Raw genomic sequence first — 15,958 nt, forward strand, 5'->3', positions numbered from 1 at the left:
TTATAAATAAGTGTTTATCCCGAGGTAACACGGACTGGCGTCACCCGTCGGTTTTAAATAAGTCTTGCGTTCGTCAGGGCTAACGCTGACCGTCACATCGAACTCCTGCCACGCGCCAAGAAAAATATCCGCCAGCATTTCAAGGGCTTTGCGGGAGCGGTTGCCGGGCAGGAACCTTTCGACTTCCCGAGTTGGCAGGTCGCCTATGTGTATATGCAAATCAGCCTCAGCACTATTAAGCACCCCCACATTCACACTGTTTGCTCCCAGTCTCATGTTCCCCAGCCGGTTCGGTTTTTGTGCCCTTATTGTCCGTTGCACCATTTTGGGGCGTACCTTTACCGGAGCTTCCAGAATCTGCGACAGTGCGTCGCTTACCTCTTCCAGTCTGCCCCGGATCGAATGGATATGCGGCATGAACTTGATGAACAGCAACGCCCCCTGTCTGGACAAAATATGAATGACCGGCCAGCAAGCGGCAAAGAGTTTCGCATAATCAGAATATTTGTTCTTTTTATCATACCGCAATTCGAGCAATTGTGCCTGTATCCCTTCTCTGTCCACTTCGCTCTCCAGCAGGCTGAAAAAACGTCGGATAAAGAACTCTTCGTTACGATGTTGCTGCATCTCTTCCAGAATAAGTCCCAAATTTTTCACCTTGCCGGGAAAGAGCGCCTCATGGAACAATCCCTCCGGCAGCGAATCATAAATCCCCCGGCGGTTGGTCTTTAGTTCTATGTATGCCCCCTCCGCTATGCCGACATGATTCCTATGCTTCACCGATCGGATATCTTTCGAAACATTGCTCAGGTTATTACCGTCACGCACCATCATAATTTGAGCGGTGTCGAACCCGGCTTCCGACAGCAAGGCTCCGTATAGCTCTGCCTTGAAGTCGGTGTCCATTGTATTGGGCGGAAGAAGCCCCTTTATCTCTTTGGGTAAGCGATGTTCCATATCAATCCATTATGCTCCATGTTTTGTTCTGTCCCGTAGTATTGTTCCCCGTAGTGCGTTCCGATACCACAATATTCTCCTTATGCTGACCGATATATTCCAGCGTACTGAGCCGTTGCCACAATTCGGTAAGTGTGTACATAAACGAATAGGCACGAACCATCGAAGCCCGGATATCCGTATGTTCGTACAGCATCTCCAACGTATCGGCGAGTTGCTCGTCGAACGAACCGGGCGTTACGTCGCTCCACTCGTAGAAATATTTCTGCGTTTCCTCCTTTTGCGTCCCTGATAGGTAGCTGAAACTTACATACATGATATGCGCCAGACTCGATACGGAATCCAGTACATCAATAGGAGCATTGTACAGCCCTTTATTGGTATAACTGAATTGCAGGGTGGCGAGATAGCGGAGCATCTCCCGACATATCAGAGAGATGTGCGCACCCAGTTCGCCGCGATTATCCCTGTTATGTATTTTGGCTATGATAATTTTGCTGTAATTCTCCAGTGAGCGGAACATATTTCCGAACTTGGCATGATACTCTTGCAGTTCGGGGTGGCTTTTCATCGTCGTACAGGGCGGGATAAAGTCGGCATCTACCATGAATCGTTCGGCATCCTTGCGGATACGTCCGATGGTCAGGTAATGCGCCCCCAGCTCACTCACATTGATTTCTCCTTTGGGCATCACAAACAGCCGATAGGAGGGCAAGGCGTTCGGATGGCGGGGTGGAACTTCCTCCGGATTGGGGTCACCCGAGCCTACCCGGTGGAACGGATCCACGGAGAGGATAATGTCCCATTGCGTGATATTCTTACGGGTATCCGATTCTACAGAATAGTTCTTCACTAATTCGCTTCCCGTTTCGGTGGCATCAAATTGGATGCGGATGCCCGAAGAGGTGATTGCTTCACAGGATTTCAGCCGCACTTCAATGTGTCCGGTCACGTGCTGGCTGATACGGATGCCGTTTTCGCCATCCCTGTTTTGCCGTGCGGGCAACAGCCCGTAGTTATAACTGTTGGTTCGTACTTCTATGCTGTCGCGAATGCTGTCCAGAAAGTAATCGTCATGTTGGTTGAAGATGGCGGCTGACAGCGGCATACAGTCCGACCAGTTTACTAAATTTTTCTTTGCCATATAGTATGTAGTTTTATTTTTATATTCTTAGTTCTCATTATGTTCCATTACCCGTTTAGCAACAATTACATCACGGCTGCGGATGCGGTTATCCTTTACGGTAAGGTTGAAGTCTATGTAATGCCGGGGAGATAGCAAGGTGGGTTTCCGGTAGAAAATCCATCCTCCCTCTTTTGCTGCATAGTCGTCTATCGGGGCTTGCGGAGATTTCAGATTATAGTCGTCAATCATCCGATGAAACCATGTGCCGAATTGCATTTCGTCCGGTGCTTTCACACTGAGCTTGACCGGTTCCCGGTCGCTTTCTTGCTTGTATAGCTCTATTTGCAGGACTTGCAGGCTGCCCGGGTCAAAATATCCCTCCTGCCCGGTATCGTCAGTGTATCTCCATACTTCATACACGGGAATCGGAATGGCGATAAAGATTCGGTAGGTGCGGATAAATACCGAGACAATGACGAATGGAAGCAGACAGGTGGATGCCCACAGACCGTATTTCAGTTCATTGCAGAGATTGAAGACAAGGGTGAAGAACAACATGGATACTACCAGTATAAAACCGGTGAGAATGATTTCGTGGCGGTACTTGTAGTCGTCCTTAAAAACCCACGCAATCATTCGTATGTTATAACTGCCCAGAAGGAGATACAACATGGCAAGGAAGATGTAGCCGTAGGGCATGAAACCGTAGTCAAGAAATCCCAGCAAAGCAGGGAGCGTCAGGATGACGATTGCACCGACGGTATAACCTACCAGCCGCTTGTTGCCCAGCAAGGCGTTCTTCTTGGCTATGAAAATGCCTAAGCCTACCAGCAACAATCCCAGTATCGGGTAGAGCAGGTAGGTTAAGGCAAGGGTTTGGAAGAATGAGTTCATATTTCTACTCTTGTTTTAAGTTAATCTGAGATATAAATACTTGTTCTAATGGATTATATGACTTCTGTACTTTCATGCTATCAGGTTATTTGATATATTTTACCTCCGCTGTGTTACTATCACAAAGAAAACAGTCGGTCAATACAGTGTCGTCGGGAAGTACGATATATTCCACATTTTCAGGAGCAAACAACTTAAATACAAATTGTTTTTTCCAGATGCCGATTAAGACCAAATCGTTATCATTCGGTATTTCTATTTCATGCTTCTGACAATACCATGACACTCTGTCATAATAATATACTATTCTGTGTTTTATTTTAGATAATCTCTGCTTAAACTCATCCGTACCATATATATAACCCATATAAGCATCTGTAACAAGTATGGTATTAGGATATATCGGTTTAGGGAATCCTTCTGCCTTCCGGCGTAAAAAGTCTTTCTCCCTGTAAGGATCGAAAGTGTCCCCTTGAGGTAACGGACGATTTTTATCCATATAGAGGACATAAAATGACCACCAGCCGGAATCATACGCACCAAGGACAGGAATGACAATTCCACTGTAAGGATGTGCAAAACCTAAGTTTCCGTTAGAATACCCCGGAATTACTTTTGAAAAGAGAATGGTACAACGTGGAAAAAACAAATGGCGGGGAAAAGTCACAGTACCCTTCATTCTGTCTAGTACAAAACGACGGGAAGGAGCAAGTAATCCGTTTAAAAGCAGAAAAAAAGAGGCTACTATTCCTCCACTTATGGGAGGTGAATAAAGATCACTAGATGGATCATTTATTTCTCGATAAATGACGATTATTCCTACGCATGAAAGAATCCCCCCGATGACTATCAAAGTACTCCGGATTAAGGAACTCGGATTGAAGACGAAAAATTTATCATCAGCTCTTTCTACATTCATGCTATCGGCAAGCTCAGCCGTTAATACAGTTGGAAAGGGATATATAATATGCTCCATCATTCTGCTTTTCCCCATCCATATCTTTGTTGCGATTAATACACCTACCAAAATCAGTCCTATCGACATCAAAAATATCATTCCGGATACGAAGAGTATTAATAGCTTACCCCATACATACTCAAAAATCCATAGCTCCTCATAAGACCAATTTGTAAAGCGCCACATTCCATAACAACAAACCCCAAATACCGGAAATCCGCATAACAATACAATGATTCCGGCTATAATTCTGATTGTAGAGGGGCGGTTTCTATCTGTTTCCATTTCCATAACTGTTTCTATTTTTAAAAATTCCACACATCTTTACTGTTTGGAGATATAAATACTTGTTCTAATACGGTCTTTGCTTCGTGATAAAGAAGCCTTCTTGAATCTAAAGGTACATGGGGAATATCAACTTTATACCTGTAGATAAGAAATGTCTCTTCTCCGTTACGGGGCATTGGAGTAATACTTCCATCATTGTGCCTAAAACTCACATATAATAATATATATAGTTCTGGACTGGCATAGAAAGTGTTCGCAAGGTTTCCATCCCGAAAAATATAATGATAAAAACTGTCGGTCATTATAGGTTCTTGGCCATGAAAGTAGGATGAATAAGGAATATTATTCTGACTTTTACTGTTCACTTCTTTTAAATCTACATCAAAATATGGATTCTCACCCACCGGTATTTTTTTAACGAACTTAACACGCATTTTTATTCCAGAAAGATTCATCGCTATTTGTGTAATGTCGCTATAAATGTGTACCAGCACCTCGTCATACAAAGGAGGACGTACTCGTGAATCTGCAGAATAAACATATTCTTTCCGTCTGTATTCTATTTTAGCACTGAAAAATGGTATCATTACCTGGGTATAGAAAAACGCTTCGAGCTGATATCTATAATCTGATAAAGCTTTAAGGTGCTTATTGTTTTTCTTTTTGTGGAATCTATTATTGAAAATATTAGTTCTGATTTCTACGGAAGAAAGTTTTTGAATTTGCTGGTAAGGCTCTCCCGTGAGACTCTTTGTTATATCTTCATATAAGACTGTTTGTTTTATAAATGTCTCAATATCGCTATCTATCAAATAACTAGCAATGAAACCACATATCAATCCAATTGCGGCGCAAACAAGAATGGTCCAAGGACCACCAGCCCAAGCAAATTTAAGACCCAATAGAGCCAGCCCTCCGCCTGTAGCAAAGGATAGAGCTGATATAAAATAAAATGTAGCAGCATCCTTGTCATTCCTATTTATACGGGCAATCCCATCAAATACTGCAGTAGCGGCATCAGCAAACATTCCTACAGCACCAAGTACTGTTATTTGTAATCTAATCCGTTCCAAAGACGCTTGGTAGATTAACGCCTGTCTATTCGAAACTGATGCTCTCAAATCCAACCCTGTTTCAATAAAACGACGTTGTATTGTTGCAATAGCAGATGCAAATCCAACAGTTTGAGCTAGTGTTTTTAGTTCTTCATTTTCTTTGTCATATCCCTCCACAATAGCAGATAGCTGTATAAAAGAAAATATAGCTAAATAAGACTTATTACATGACATACGCTTGAGAAACTTTTGATATTTTTTTGGATTTTTGGCGATAGTTTTAATATAAACAGGTTTTGTTAAATCCTCTGGTTTTTTTACTTTAATTCGAATATAACCTCTGCCATCAATTACTGTTTCGTCTAGTCGGCTACGTCCAATCTCATTGAGGCGTCTGGTGACATCTCCTTTATCAAACTCTATTAACAGGTTATCCCGATCTATTAGAAATCTGTCTATCACTAATTTTGTTTTTTTTGTTTCGTATGCTATTCTCCAAAAAGTATTTATTGCATTGTCTATCAGTAGCATAAATGCAGAAAAACTTCCATCTACCCCAGCGCTATTTTTCTCTTTATATGCTGCATTAGTATCTCTTGCTATATCAAGGTTTAACGAAGCAAGAGTAGGAATATCTTTTAGTAATAAACCTACTTTATTGTCACCTTCTCCAATAAAAGCATCGAATATGGATTTTATTGTAGAAGCGCAAGGATCATTGTATTTTTTATATACATCCGGTAAATCCAGCCCTTTATCATTTATATGGGGAACAGGTGATAGCGCCAGCAAGATAGTCATTAGGGAACTCTGAAGTTTAAATTTCATTTCAGAATGCATCACATCATTTTCGTCGGCTGCTATATTGACTGTATCTACGGTAAACCGTTCGCAAAGTCGGGTGAAGATGGGACTATTAATATACAATGCAATCAGTTTACGCAGATTTTCAATTTTTGCTCTGCTTTCTTTTCGTTCTTCGGTAGCTAACAGTTTTTCGATAGAATCCCGGTCTAATGCTTTTGCTCCTGCTTTTAAGTGATTTTCTTCTTTAGAATAGGCAAAATTATAGAAATAAAGTAGCAGAGTATGTATATACTGGGCTTGCTTAATCTCTTCTTTCCGGGTATCAAAATCTTCTCCCTGTAACAAGTCCATCTCGGATAAGAGATAGATTATCTCCCCATTTTCTAAACCTTGCATTCCGGCGCTCTTCATAAGTAAGCGCTTGATTTTTTCAGGAGACACTCCTATCTTGATAGAACGAATCAAGGATTCATGCTCGATGCGCGCATCGTTCAAATCATGGATAAGTTTTTCTACACAACCGAGAGGGTCGTCTAAAACAAAAAATACATCCCGGAATTTCGTTCTTTTTTCCTGATGTTGTATTTTTACAGAATCTATAAGCCGTTCGTAATCATAAGCTATTGCATTAGCATATCCGTCTTCCGGCATCACTGTCTTATCCGGCATAAACCAGATGGAATCAGCATCGACATGTCTTCTTTCAATATCACTCTTAGTTGTACCATCGCTCCATTCCTTACATTTGAAAACAGAACCTATCGGTTGTTTATTATAATAAGTTTCATTAATAAAAGAATCGGATAATTCAATGGATGTATAAAACAACTGCACCACATCGTCTGAGAGTAAAAGGATGAAATCATTGGTCTGGTTTATATGTTTTTCCATACAATCCTTCTTCGTAGACGCATTATCTTTCTTTTTTATCCCTGTTAATGTATATTTATTATTTGTGCATTCATAGATATATACGGATTCCGTATTATGGCTATATACATATAGCCAACCATTGCGTAAAATCATCGGACTCAAATGATAGCCATAACCTTTGACTACAGGAATCGCACCGCCCCGGCCATCGAGAAGTGTGAGCTTACCGGAAGGGTAAACGCTTGCTTTTGCTTCCTCGCTGTCGCAATAGATGCCGAATCGCATTGGAAAGAGCCTGATACCGTCAATGATGTCAAGCTTTGGAGACTCTACCTTTATGTCTTGATATTCAGCGCTAAATTTATAGCTACCTAATTTAACATCATCCATATTTTACTCCTCCTTTTTAAAGTGTTTGGATAGTATATCCCAGTCTATTTCAACCGTTCCGTTTTTTACTGTTCCTTCAAACTGTTTGACAATACGATTATCCTCATCAATCAGAACACTAATTTTCACAGTGTCTCCATCCGGAATATTGGTAACATCGGCTACCATTTTCGTACCTTCGTCAATTCTATCGGAATAAAGACGGACGCCTTCTTTCTCCCATCTAAGATTATAAATCATTGGAGTCTGACCCGAAGTTTCTTTTTTTAATTCTGCGATATTGTTTTTGGCTTCTTTCATTTTCTTTGAATTGCCTGTAACTGCAGCGCCTACGCTATCAACTGTACGGATTTTCGGGAACGGTATTTTCCGGATATTCATCGTAATCGGTTTTATAGGGGTGGCGCTACCGATGACGACTCCGGGCACTCCTACCGGGATCACACCTCCGTGGGCAGTCATACAGTTTTGTACGACAACAGGGACGCCGTCAACCATTACTCCCGGATATCCCTGAGCTATCATGTCAGGAGGACCACAGCATACGCAGGCATCTCCCATAAGGGATACCGGGGTTCCGTCTACCAATACTCCCGGACAACCGGGACCTATGATTGGACCTCCCATATGGGGCGTTACACCTGTGACCATTGGGCATATATGATTTAAAGTCACTGTCACAATCTGTTTCATAAGCTTACGTTCTATGTTTTACATTACATCTATTTTGTGGGCAGCTCCCTGCACAGTTGTCATCTTGCCCGATACTAATGTTTCTGCACCGTTTATTGTCGCTTTGGTCTTGCCGTCTACCGTTGTATTTTGACCGGAGAGATTGACATCGGCTTTTGCTTCGGCATTGATGCTTCCTTTTGCGGATGCTGACATGTCACCATCAGTCTGCTGCATCAAATTGCCCTTGGCTGCAAGATTTATATCGGCTTCGGCAGTTACATCTACATTCTGTTTAGCTGCAATCTGAACATTTTCTTCAGCATTGATGCTGACGTTCTTTGCTGTCAAAGACAGGGTTTCCGGTGCGGTGATTTCAATATTCTTTCCTTTAGTGTCTAAATGGAGTATACAACCGTTACCATCCTTAATCGTAATGCCCCAGTCTCCACCCTCATCATCATTGAACTCCAGCGTATGCCCACTGCGTGTCCGCATACTCTTTACACTGTTATCCGTTGCTGCTCCCTCTGAATTAGCCTTATAGAAAAGGCTGCCTGTCACATAGGGACGGTCGGGATTACCTTGTTCGAAGCCTACCATCACCAAATCACCCGGCTCGGGAATAAACACAAAACCACGGTTCTTGGCTACTTGCTCGCTCTTGCCTGCATCCGGGCTTTGCACCCGCATCCAGTAGCTCTCGCCGCCGTCTATCTCCTGCCACATGAACCGCACCTTGACACGCCCCTGATTCTTGGGGTCGTCATTGCTCAACACTCTTGCCATCTCCGGATAAGCTATCGGCATCACGGCGTCTCCCCACGGCATGACGGGCGTACCGCCGGGCACACCGCAGAAGGTGTTGCTATATTGTCCTTTACTGTTTACCGTATGGGTAATCTCCGTGATGCGGTAACGTCCCAAATCGGGAATCTTAACTCCCGGGAAACTTTCGGGTACACGGGTAACCACCAATTCTCCCAGCCGGATGCCGCAGTAACGGCTCGTAGCCCTGATTTGAGACAATTGGGAATAGTTGCGGTGAAATCCGGCATCCCCGTAGTGCTCCAAATCCATTGCACTATATGCGGGTCTTATCGAGGGGAGTCTCGCTTCGGTAGGGAAGATAGGTTCACTGCATTTCTCAGCCGAACGGGAACCAAGGGTAGCGCCTTTAGGCGTTCCGCTAAAGTCGTAATAGAACTTATCATTGACAGGGTCGAACTCATAGGTACTATGGTTTAGCGAACGGATGGTGGCATTGATGTTGATACCCGTCAGATCTACATCATACCCTGCACGGATTTCCGTATCTATTTCCGGATCTCCTATCTGTAGCGTTTCCCCGTTGTAATAGAACCACTCGCCGTAGGAGCGCAGCAGACGGGAAAGAAACCCGTAGCTTGTCTCTTTATAGCGGGCGACATAGGGGATGATGTCCGTATGTTTGGGATTGTTGGTCACATTCATTTTCACCCCGCTCTTGTCAAGTATGTCGCTGACTATCGTATTCAGGTTTTGTTCTATATAACAGTCCATAGAGGGGTCTCTGTCAAGCAGGATGGTAGGACTTCCCCCTTCCAGAATGACAAATCCCTGATTACCGTCGAAGCCTTCCACATGAATATCAGAAATCAGTCCGTGAAATTCCGTTTTCTCTCCGCTCTCATGATGGGTCATGAGGATGGATACCTTCTCACCCAGTTGCTTGAATATCACATCGGGACCGATAGCCCAGACACTTGGCTTGTCCGGACGGTAGTTCACTTTGATTTTGAAACGGTGATGTGTGCTGACCGACTGAAAGAGTTCCATTGTCACATAATCGCAGACTTTTCCTGCTACTTTTATCTCCACGCTTACAGCGTCCAAGTTTGTCGATGCCATAGTTAATATGTTTTATGGGTGAATACTATGAGTTAATAAAAACACGGTAGTTATAGGTCTCCGGAGACAACCGCCTGAGCTCACTGTCCAAATCGACAACGAACTCTTCCCTGTCCAATCCTTGCATCCCCTCCGATAACCGTAGATACACGTCCAGTGTCCTTATGAAACCTTCGCTTTCTTTTTTACCGGCTGCATACCCCAGCTTTACCTCCACAGAGCGAATGCTGTCGCCATACCTTGCCATGCAGAAGTTGCGTATATCCTCTTTCGTGTATATGCTGCCGTGTGACAACAGCATGAATCGGTACATATCCATCCGGCGCTTTACGGATGGGGACGGCTTTCCTCCATGAACGGAAGTGACAAACTGCAGCGTATCTTTGTCTATATCGGGATTTGCACAGTCATTCAACGGTTCTCCCGCATAGATGTCATTGGCAAATTCGCCATTAGTAAGAGTATAATCCACAGTTAACCGGGTATCCTTGTCATAACGTTGGTCTATGACTACATACGACAGCATTTCCTGTCCTCCGACTCCGTCTTTATTCTTATCTCCCAATTGGTTTACCCGTTCCTCTATCTGCTCGATCACCTCTTTCATCCCGTCTTTGTCTGTCGAAGAGAAGGCCATGCTTTCGTCATATAGCAGGTCTGTCAGACGGTTCAGAAAATCTTTGGCATCCATCGCATTGAAGCGTTCGCAACCGCCCCTTCTGACCGAATAACAGCCGGCTCTACCTTCATCCTGTGTGCTGGAAATTTCCCTAAGCTGGTCTCCGTGGTTATCGGTAATCGAATCCACAAACAGGAAATATTCAAATTCCGTCTTTTCCAAAGGGAGAATGGCCGAGACGGAATCTACCTTTCTGGTAATCTTTGCCGGATATTTGTTTACTACGATAAAAGTGTTCATCTGCACCTTTATCTGTTCCAGTATTTCTTTTGAAAAAGCGGTGGGAAATTCTATATCTATCCAAACAGTATCCGCATCACATTCAGCAATGAAATCACTTGGCAGCAGGAAAGAGATTTCTTCGGGCACTCTGCTACGTGACAAATCTCTGACTTTTAATCCGTGAGCTTTCAATGTCAGGTAATGGGAAGCATATTTGCTGGTTATTTCTTCCGTAATCAACCTGCCAAGATCGTATTTCTCACTGACCGAACGTGTGGGGTCGTACTCGATTCCCCCTTTAATTTCTACAGGAATACCGGCAATCGTGCAATGGCAGTACGGCAGTAATTTCAGATAACTGCTTTTATCTGCTACAAGCGGTATATCTATATATAACGGCAAGTCGTTGAGGGTAGTTACATTGTTGCCTATTTTCATCCCGATACTGATTTTCCGCCCCATTACCGGCACATCGGAACGAAAGCGGGCAGTGGCGTCACGTTCTCCTTCGGGAGTGATTGTGCAAAATTCATCCGCCGTCACGAGAAACTTCAGTTCGGCATTGATTATGCGGGTTTCATGCAGCGGAGTAAAGAAGAGATTTTTCATCTTATACTTCTTCACTATCTCCGTGCTTTTATAAGAAAACAGGTCTGTGGGAGATACAGTAGCTTGCGGTGTATATGGTCGGGCAGCAGCAATAGCATGGGCGGGTTTGGCAACCAATGCCGTGTGTGGAGTAAGGGCGGAAGCGACTTTCTCCAACAATCGGCTTTCAATGGCGTGCATATCACCGGACAGCTTGAAAATTTCGCCCGACAAGGCTTCAATCAGCAGTCGGATAAGGGGGTCTATGCCATCTATATTTCGTATGTCATATAGGGTTGCCGCCTGTTTGAACATCCGGGCTTTAATGCTTTCTTTTGTGAATAGATTTGCCATACGTTTTAATTTTATATTTCAACTGCCTGATTATTCGTTTGATAAAGGTCCCATGTATAATTTGTAACCGAAACCGCAGGGAGCACCGGTGGAATTCAATGTGGCGAGTACTGTAATATCTACCCGCTTACGTATCATCCGGTTATCCAGAACTTCCTCCCTGACTACTTCTTGTAGGTTTACCGAGAGGGTGATGTCGGAAATGCGTTTCTCATAAGTGGAAATCGCCTGCATCACGTATCCGGTAAACAGTTCTTTCCATTGTTCGGTAGAAACAATGCGCTCAAAGTCCAACTCCCAGATCCGACAACCGTATTTGGGGTCGAAACGGTGCTCACCCGGACAGGTGGTCAGCAACAGTTCGATGTGCTGGTCGATGGATTCCAGTTCGGAACATCTTTCCAGTTGCCGGATATCTCCTTCGAAGAGCTTTTCCAAACGTACCGGTAGTTTATAGTATTTCTGTTTCATCTTCCAAAGAATTTACTTTGTCGTGGTACGGCTATTCTACCGCCCCACATACTGCTATGTCCTGTGTCATACCGGCGCTCGATGCCGAATGAATTTCTTTTGTACAAGTTATGCGACCATAGGTAGGGATTCCTCCGGTCTGCCAGTATCTCCTCCAACTTAGCCAAAAGTAATCTCCTGTCGGAAAGATTGCTTTCCAGAACATAGGTCATATAAGTTCCGGTATAGGGGTGGTATTGTGAAATGAATAATTCACACCCGCCGCCTTGCATCGAGACTTCGCATCTCTCCAACATGGTATCATAACTGATATATACTCCCGTCAGCCCGCAAGCCGGTGCGGGGGAAGCATGGGGAACTGCCGTCCCGATGTATCCGAGCTTCTCGACTTCACCGCCTTGCCAAAGACCCGTTTTGAGTAGTCCTGCCATTTCATGTAGTGAGTATATAGCCATAGTATTATCGTTTTAGTTCAAATTCATCACCTCCCATCCGGACAGACGGAAAAGTCATCACAATGGTCTTTACCGATGTGTCTCCCTGCGATACATTGCGATAATGCACGCAACTTGCATCACTGAATTTTATCTCGAACAGTGCGCCTTCGTCCATCGCATCGCTGTTGCGGTAGAATCGGACTACTCCGTTCTCTTTTCTGTTCGATTGCATTATCCAGTTCTCCACCTCCGCATTTACCGGCTCCGAGAACACGGCGTATGCTTCCATATATTCTTTCGAGGAATTATCCGGCTCATAGGCAATATCAAACTCGGACAAGATGTGCGACTCTCCGCAAAGCGTCATCTCGCATACCATATCCGGATTGCGTCTGTCCGCAAACACTTCTTTTCCTTTAAACAGCCTGTCGAAAAAGCCCATAGTTATTTGTTTTTAAAAAATAAGTCATTGTCCGTTACAATCTCTTTGGCTTCTATCACAATGATAGTCACCACACCTTTTTTAACCCGCGAATCGTAGTTCATACGATAGCTCCTTACCGATGCGCCCGAAAATTGCAGTTTGGCAAAGGTCGTTTCGTGTTCATCTAATGTAACAATCGCCCCATCTTCTTTACGGAAGGTGTCAAAGAGCCATCCCAGCAGGGTAGCGTCGGCAAATTCGTCAATGACGATCCGTATTTCTCCGCCGCATAAGCCGGAAGTGATTTCACCTTTACGCCCCACATTACGGCTCAATCCGTAATCAAAGTGTTTCAGCGGATACTTCCCCCGGTACTCGTCGTGGGGTAGGTCGGTGTTCTCTTTATGAAGGTACAGGTGCGTTTGCATAAATCTATATTTTAATTAAAATTCCCATTTCCAATGATTATATCCTTGATAATAATCTAACACTATTAATCATATCCGCTAAAACCGGTAATCTATTAAAGTTATTCGAGCGTATTCCCATTTTGTACGAGCAATCAAATGAACAACCGTAGACATCATAATGCTAATTCTTTTCTGCATGATATGCACTAATCAAAATATATATCCCTTTTTAATACATACAACTATGAAAAACACCACAAAATTTGTGATTACGTACAATAAGATTGTCACAAATGGATGCCTTTTCCAATAAGTATTTTTTTCTAAATTATATTTCTCAATTATTCTTTTATATCTACCATTATACCAATAATAGCAATAGACACCGACAAAAAATCCTAAATAGATAATATGTCCCCACCAACCTAGAGCTAACAATTCTTCAAACCAATGAATTTCTAATGTCTGTAATACAACTTGCAATATAGCTAAATGTAACATCATATTAGGAGTTACCATCATCATGCCTGCTAACACAGGTAATCCGTCAAAGTTATGTGACCTCATACCCATTTTGTAGGAACAGTAAAATAAATAATCATACAGAATCATAATGCTAATCTTACACCGTCCCACCACATTTCCAATTCAGAAGCTCTATTGTCTATCCAGTCATAGAACTCGTCACCCCAAGTATAATCAGCCACTCCGATACCGATAGCTAATACCCAACCGACATAGGGAATAAAAGTAACGCCATAAGCTAAACCTGCTACGGCAATTCTTGTACCTGCTACGGCAAATCGACCATTTTGCACATCACGCACAACTTGATAGCCAGTAAGCACCATTCCTGCCCATCCCAAAGCTTTACCTACTCCACGCACTCTACTCATACCTTTAGCGGGGACTTGATAGTTCCCTAAAGGCAATCTTATAATCGGCGGAAGCGTTTTGGGCGAGAAACGCATCTGCTTAGGTAAGTACGCACCTCGATTATCCATAATCTTCTCAGCCCAATTTCCGGCTGTTTCAGCAATTCCGAATCCTAACCCTGCCAGTCCTTCCAGATTGGGTCCTTCCTTATTTACAGCAGGCAGGCTACCAGAATCGCGTACCGCTGACACCAAGTCCGTCAAACTCTCATACTTTGCCTCATAAGTCTTTCCATTTGAGTTATCCGTGGCACTAATCACAATTTCGTACCGACTGCCAGTGTCAGTAATTACAATACCTATCTGACTATTATCCGTGGGCAAATATTGCTTTTCTTGGCCTAAATTTATCTCAGTGATATTATTACCTTTGTTTTTAACTATTAAGTCACGGACCTTTTCGGAAACTTTTGTTGGATCTTGCATCAGACTTTTTTCATAGGCATATTGGGAGGTATCGTATTTCCTTTCTGAGACTATCGTATGAAAACTCTCGTCCACCGAAACATTCCGAGATATTGGACTCCATCCGTTTTGATTTACCGGTAGAATTACCTTGCTACTCATCCAAGTATATCCCAAGCCAACTACAAATCCTTCATAGTCATCCCCCCGTTCCAAGATGACATTAAATTCACTTTGCGTTTTATATTCATTTCTATAAGCCATATCTACACCTATTTAACCCCAGTGATTATCAAAGCTAATTCCATTCATCAAAATCTCATCAGGAGAAATTAATAGTTTTGAAATCATACCGGAAGCATTACCAACCTGACGCTGAAAACTCACACAATACGCATTATTAAACATTATCCGCAAAGGTGAATTGGCGGTTTTAGAACGAAATACAATCTCCCCGTTTTTAGGAGATGAAGTCATTGCCCAACGATAAAGATTGTCCGGTAGCGCCTGCGTCAAAACAACAAGCATTCTACCGCCACGGACTTCGTCTTGCGGTTGACCTTTATGATCAACCGACTGTCCGAAACTTATGCTAAATTGGCTCATCTCATACTCTTTGCCGTCAAGGATGAACCATGCGGTCAGGTCACTGTCTATTTTGGGTAAACTAAATAATTCCATAACGCCTATTTATTTATTGTCCAACGATTTTCAAGGGTAGTTTCACCCACTTTGATTTTACGTGCCTGTAATGTTATCTTAGTTTGTATATATCCTTTTCCTTGTTGGACATAATCTATCTCCAAACCAACGCAAGCTGCCTGCTCAAAGAAAATTTTCTCTAAAGGCTCATTATTGTCATCACACACAACAATGGCTCCATCTTCGTATTTTGTCGAACCTAACATCCAGTGAAGCATATCTTCCTGAGGCAATCCGCTATAGGTGAGATAAAGTGTACCACCACGAACCTCTGTCTGCGGACTGCCGTTAGTGTCTACCCCTTGTGAGAAGTTGAAACTGCAACTCTCCAGTTCGTAACTGTCTTTGTACAATCCCGAAATACTGGAATCGCTCAAAGCACCTATCCTCAAAAAACTTTTATGTCCAAACATAGTATCTT

Annotated in this window: 16 protein-coding genes; all 16 read right to left on the bottom strand. The window is 43.2% G+C overall.

Translation table 11 applies throughout. The annotated features are described in order from the left end of the window. Complete coding sequence (locus QK890_RS05695; protein WP_032540973.1) at positions 1-957, bottom strand: type VI secretion system baseplate subunit TssG; 957 nt, start codon at positions 955-957, stop codon at positions 1-3. Position 958: 1 nt separating this feature from the next. Then, complete coding sequence (locus QK890_RS05700) at positions 959-2,101, bottom strand: hypothetical protein (RefSeq protein ID WP_032540972.1); 1,143 nt, start codon at positions 2,099-2,101, stop codon at positions 959-961. Between the two features lie 27 nt (positions 2,102-2,128). Further along, positions 2,129-2,977 carry a TssN family type VI secretion system protein gene (locus tag QK890_RS05705; protein ID WP_032540971.1) on the bottom strand — a complete coding sequence of 283 codons (849 nt, stop codon included), beginning with the start codon at positions 2,975-2,977 and terminating at the stop codon, positions 2,129-2,131. A gap of 85 nt (positions 2,978-3,062) precedes the next feature. Beyond that, on the bottom strand, positions 3,063-4,253 hold the full coding sequence (locus QK890_RS05710; RefSeq protein WP_367627247.1) for a hypothetical protein: 1,191 nt from the start codon (positions 4,251-4,253) through the stop codon (positions 3,063-3,065). Further along, the gene (locus QK890_RS05715) at positions 4,241-7,348 is read right to left on the bottom strand and encodes a toxin VasX (protein WP_220575681.1); all 3,108 of its coding nucleotides are present in this window, start codon (positions 7,346-7,348) and stop codon (positions 4,241-4,243) included. The genes QK890_RS05710 and QK890_RS05715 overlap by 13 nt, the downstream gene beginning before the upstream one ends. A gap of 3 nt (positions 7,349-7,351) precedes the next feature. After that, positions 7,352-8,041 (bottom strand): PAAR domain-containing protein, encoded by a 690-nt coding sequence (locus tag QK890_RS05720; protein ID WP_032540968.1) that lies wholly within the window; start codon positions 8,039-8,041, stop codon positions 7,352-7,354. Positions 8,042-8,059: 18 nt separating this feature from the next. Continuing rightward, positions 8,060-9,910 (bottom strand): type VI secretion system Vgr family protein, encoded by a 1,851-nt coding sequence (locus QK890_RS05725; RefSeq protein WP_032540966.1) that lies wholly within the window; start codon positions 9,908-9,910, stop codon positions 8,060-8,062. 25 nt (positions 9,911-9,935) lie between these two features. Next, positions 9,936-11,753 carry a type VI secretion system baseplate subunit TssF gene (locus tag QK890_RS05730; RefSeq protein WP_032533086.1) on the bottom strand — a complete coding sequence of 606 codons (1,818 nt, stop codon included), beginning with the start codon at positions 11,751-11,753 and terminating at the stop codon, positions 9,936-9,938. Between the two features lie 30 nt (positions 11,754-11,783). Then, on the bottom strand, positions 11,784-12,224 hold the full coding sequence (locus QK890_RS05735) for a GPW/gp25 family protein (RefSeq protein ID WP_005787083.1): 441 nt from the start codon (positions 12,222-12,224) through the stop codon (positions 11,784-11,786). Then, positions 12,221-12,679 carry a DUF5456 family protein gene (locus QK890_RS05740; protein WP_005787085.1) on the bottom strand — a complete coding sequence of 153 codons (459 nt, stop codon included), beginning with the start codon at positions 12,677-12,679 and terminating at the stop codon, positions 12,221-12,223. The genes QK890_RS05735 and QK890_RS05740 overlap by 4 nt, the downstream gene beginning before the upstream one ends. Positions 12,680-12,683: 4 nt before the next feature. Next, a complete protein-coding gene (tssD, locus tag QK890_RS05745; RefSeq protein ID WP_032533089.1) occupies positions 12,684-13,103 on the bottom strand; it encodes a type VI secretion system tube protein TssD in 420 nt (139 codons plus the stop codon). A 2-nt stretch (positions 13,104-13,105) separates the two neighbouring features. Further along, positions 13,106-13,513 carry a type VI secretion system tube protein TssD gene (tssD, locus tag QK890_RS05750; RefSeq protein WP_032533090.1) on the bottom strand — a complete coding sequence of 136 codons (408 nt, stop codon included), beginning with the start codon at positions 13,511-13,513 and terminating at the stop codon, positions 13,106-13,108. Positions 13,514-13,705: 192 nt separating this feature from the next. Further along, positions 13,706-14,062 (bottom strand): hypothetical protein, encoded by a 357-nt coding sequence (locus QK890_RS05755; protein ID WP_224223382.1) that lies wholly within the window; start codon positions 14,060-14,062, stop codon positions 13,706-13,708. A 41-nt stretch (positions 14,063-14,103) separates the two neighbouring features. Beyond that, complete coding sequence (locus QK890_RS05760; RefSeq protein WP_011202659.1) at positions 14,104-15,099, bottom strand: hypothetical protein; 996 nt, start codon at positions 15,097-15,099, stop codon at positions 14,104-14,106. A gap of 12 nt (positions 15,100-15,111) precedes the next feature. Next, complete coding sequence (gene tssD, locus QK890_RS05765; RefSeq protein WP_005794657.1) at positions 15,112-15,516, bottom strand: type VI secretion system tube protein TssD; 405 nt, start codon at positions 15,514-15,516, stop codon at positions 15,112-15,114. 5 nt (positions 15,517-15,521) lie between these two features. Further along, positions 15,522-15,950, bottom strand: coding sequence for a type VI secretion system tube protein TssD (gene tssD / locus QK890_RS05770; RefSeq protein ID WP_032533091.1), 429 nt, complete (start codon positions 15,948-15,950; stop codon positions 15,522-15,524). Positions 15,951-15,958: the final 8 nt, after the last annotated feature.

This window comes from Bacteroides sp. NGMCC 1.200775 (assembly GCF_040798045.1).
GTDB lineage: Bacteria > Bacteroidota > Bacteroidia > Bacteroidales > Bacteroidaceae > Bacteroides > Bacteroides hominis.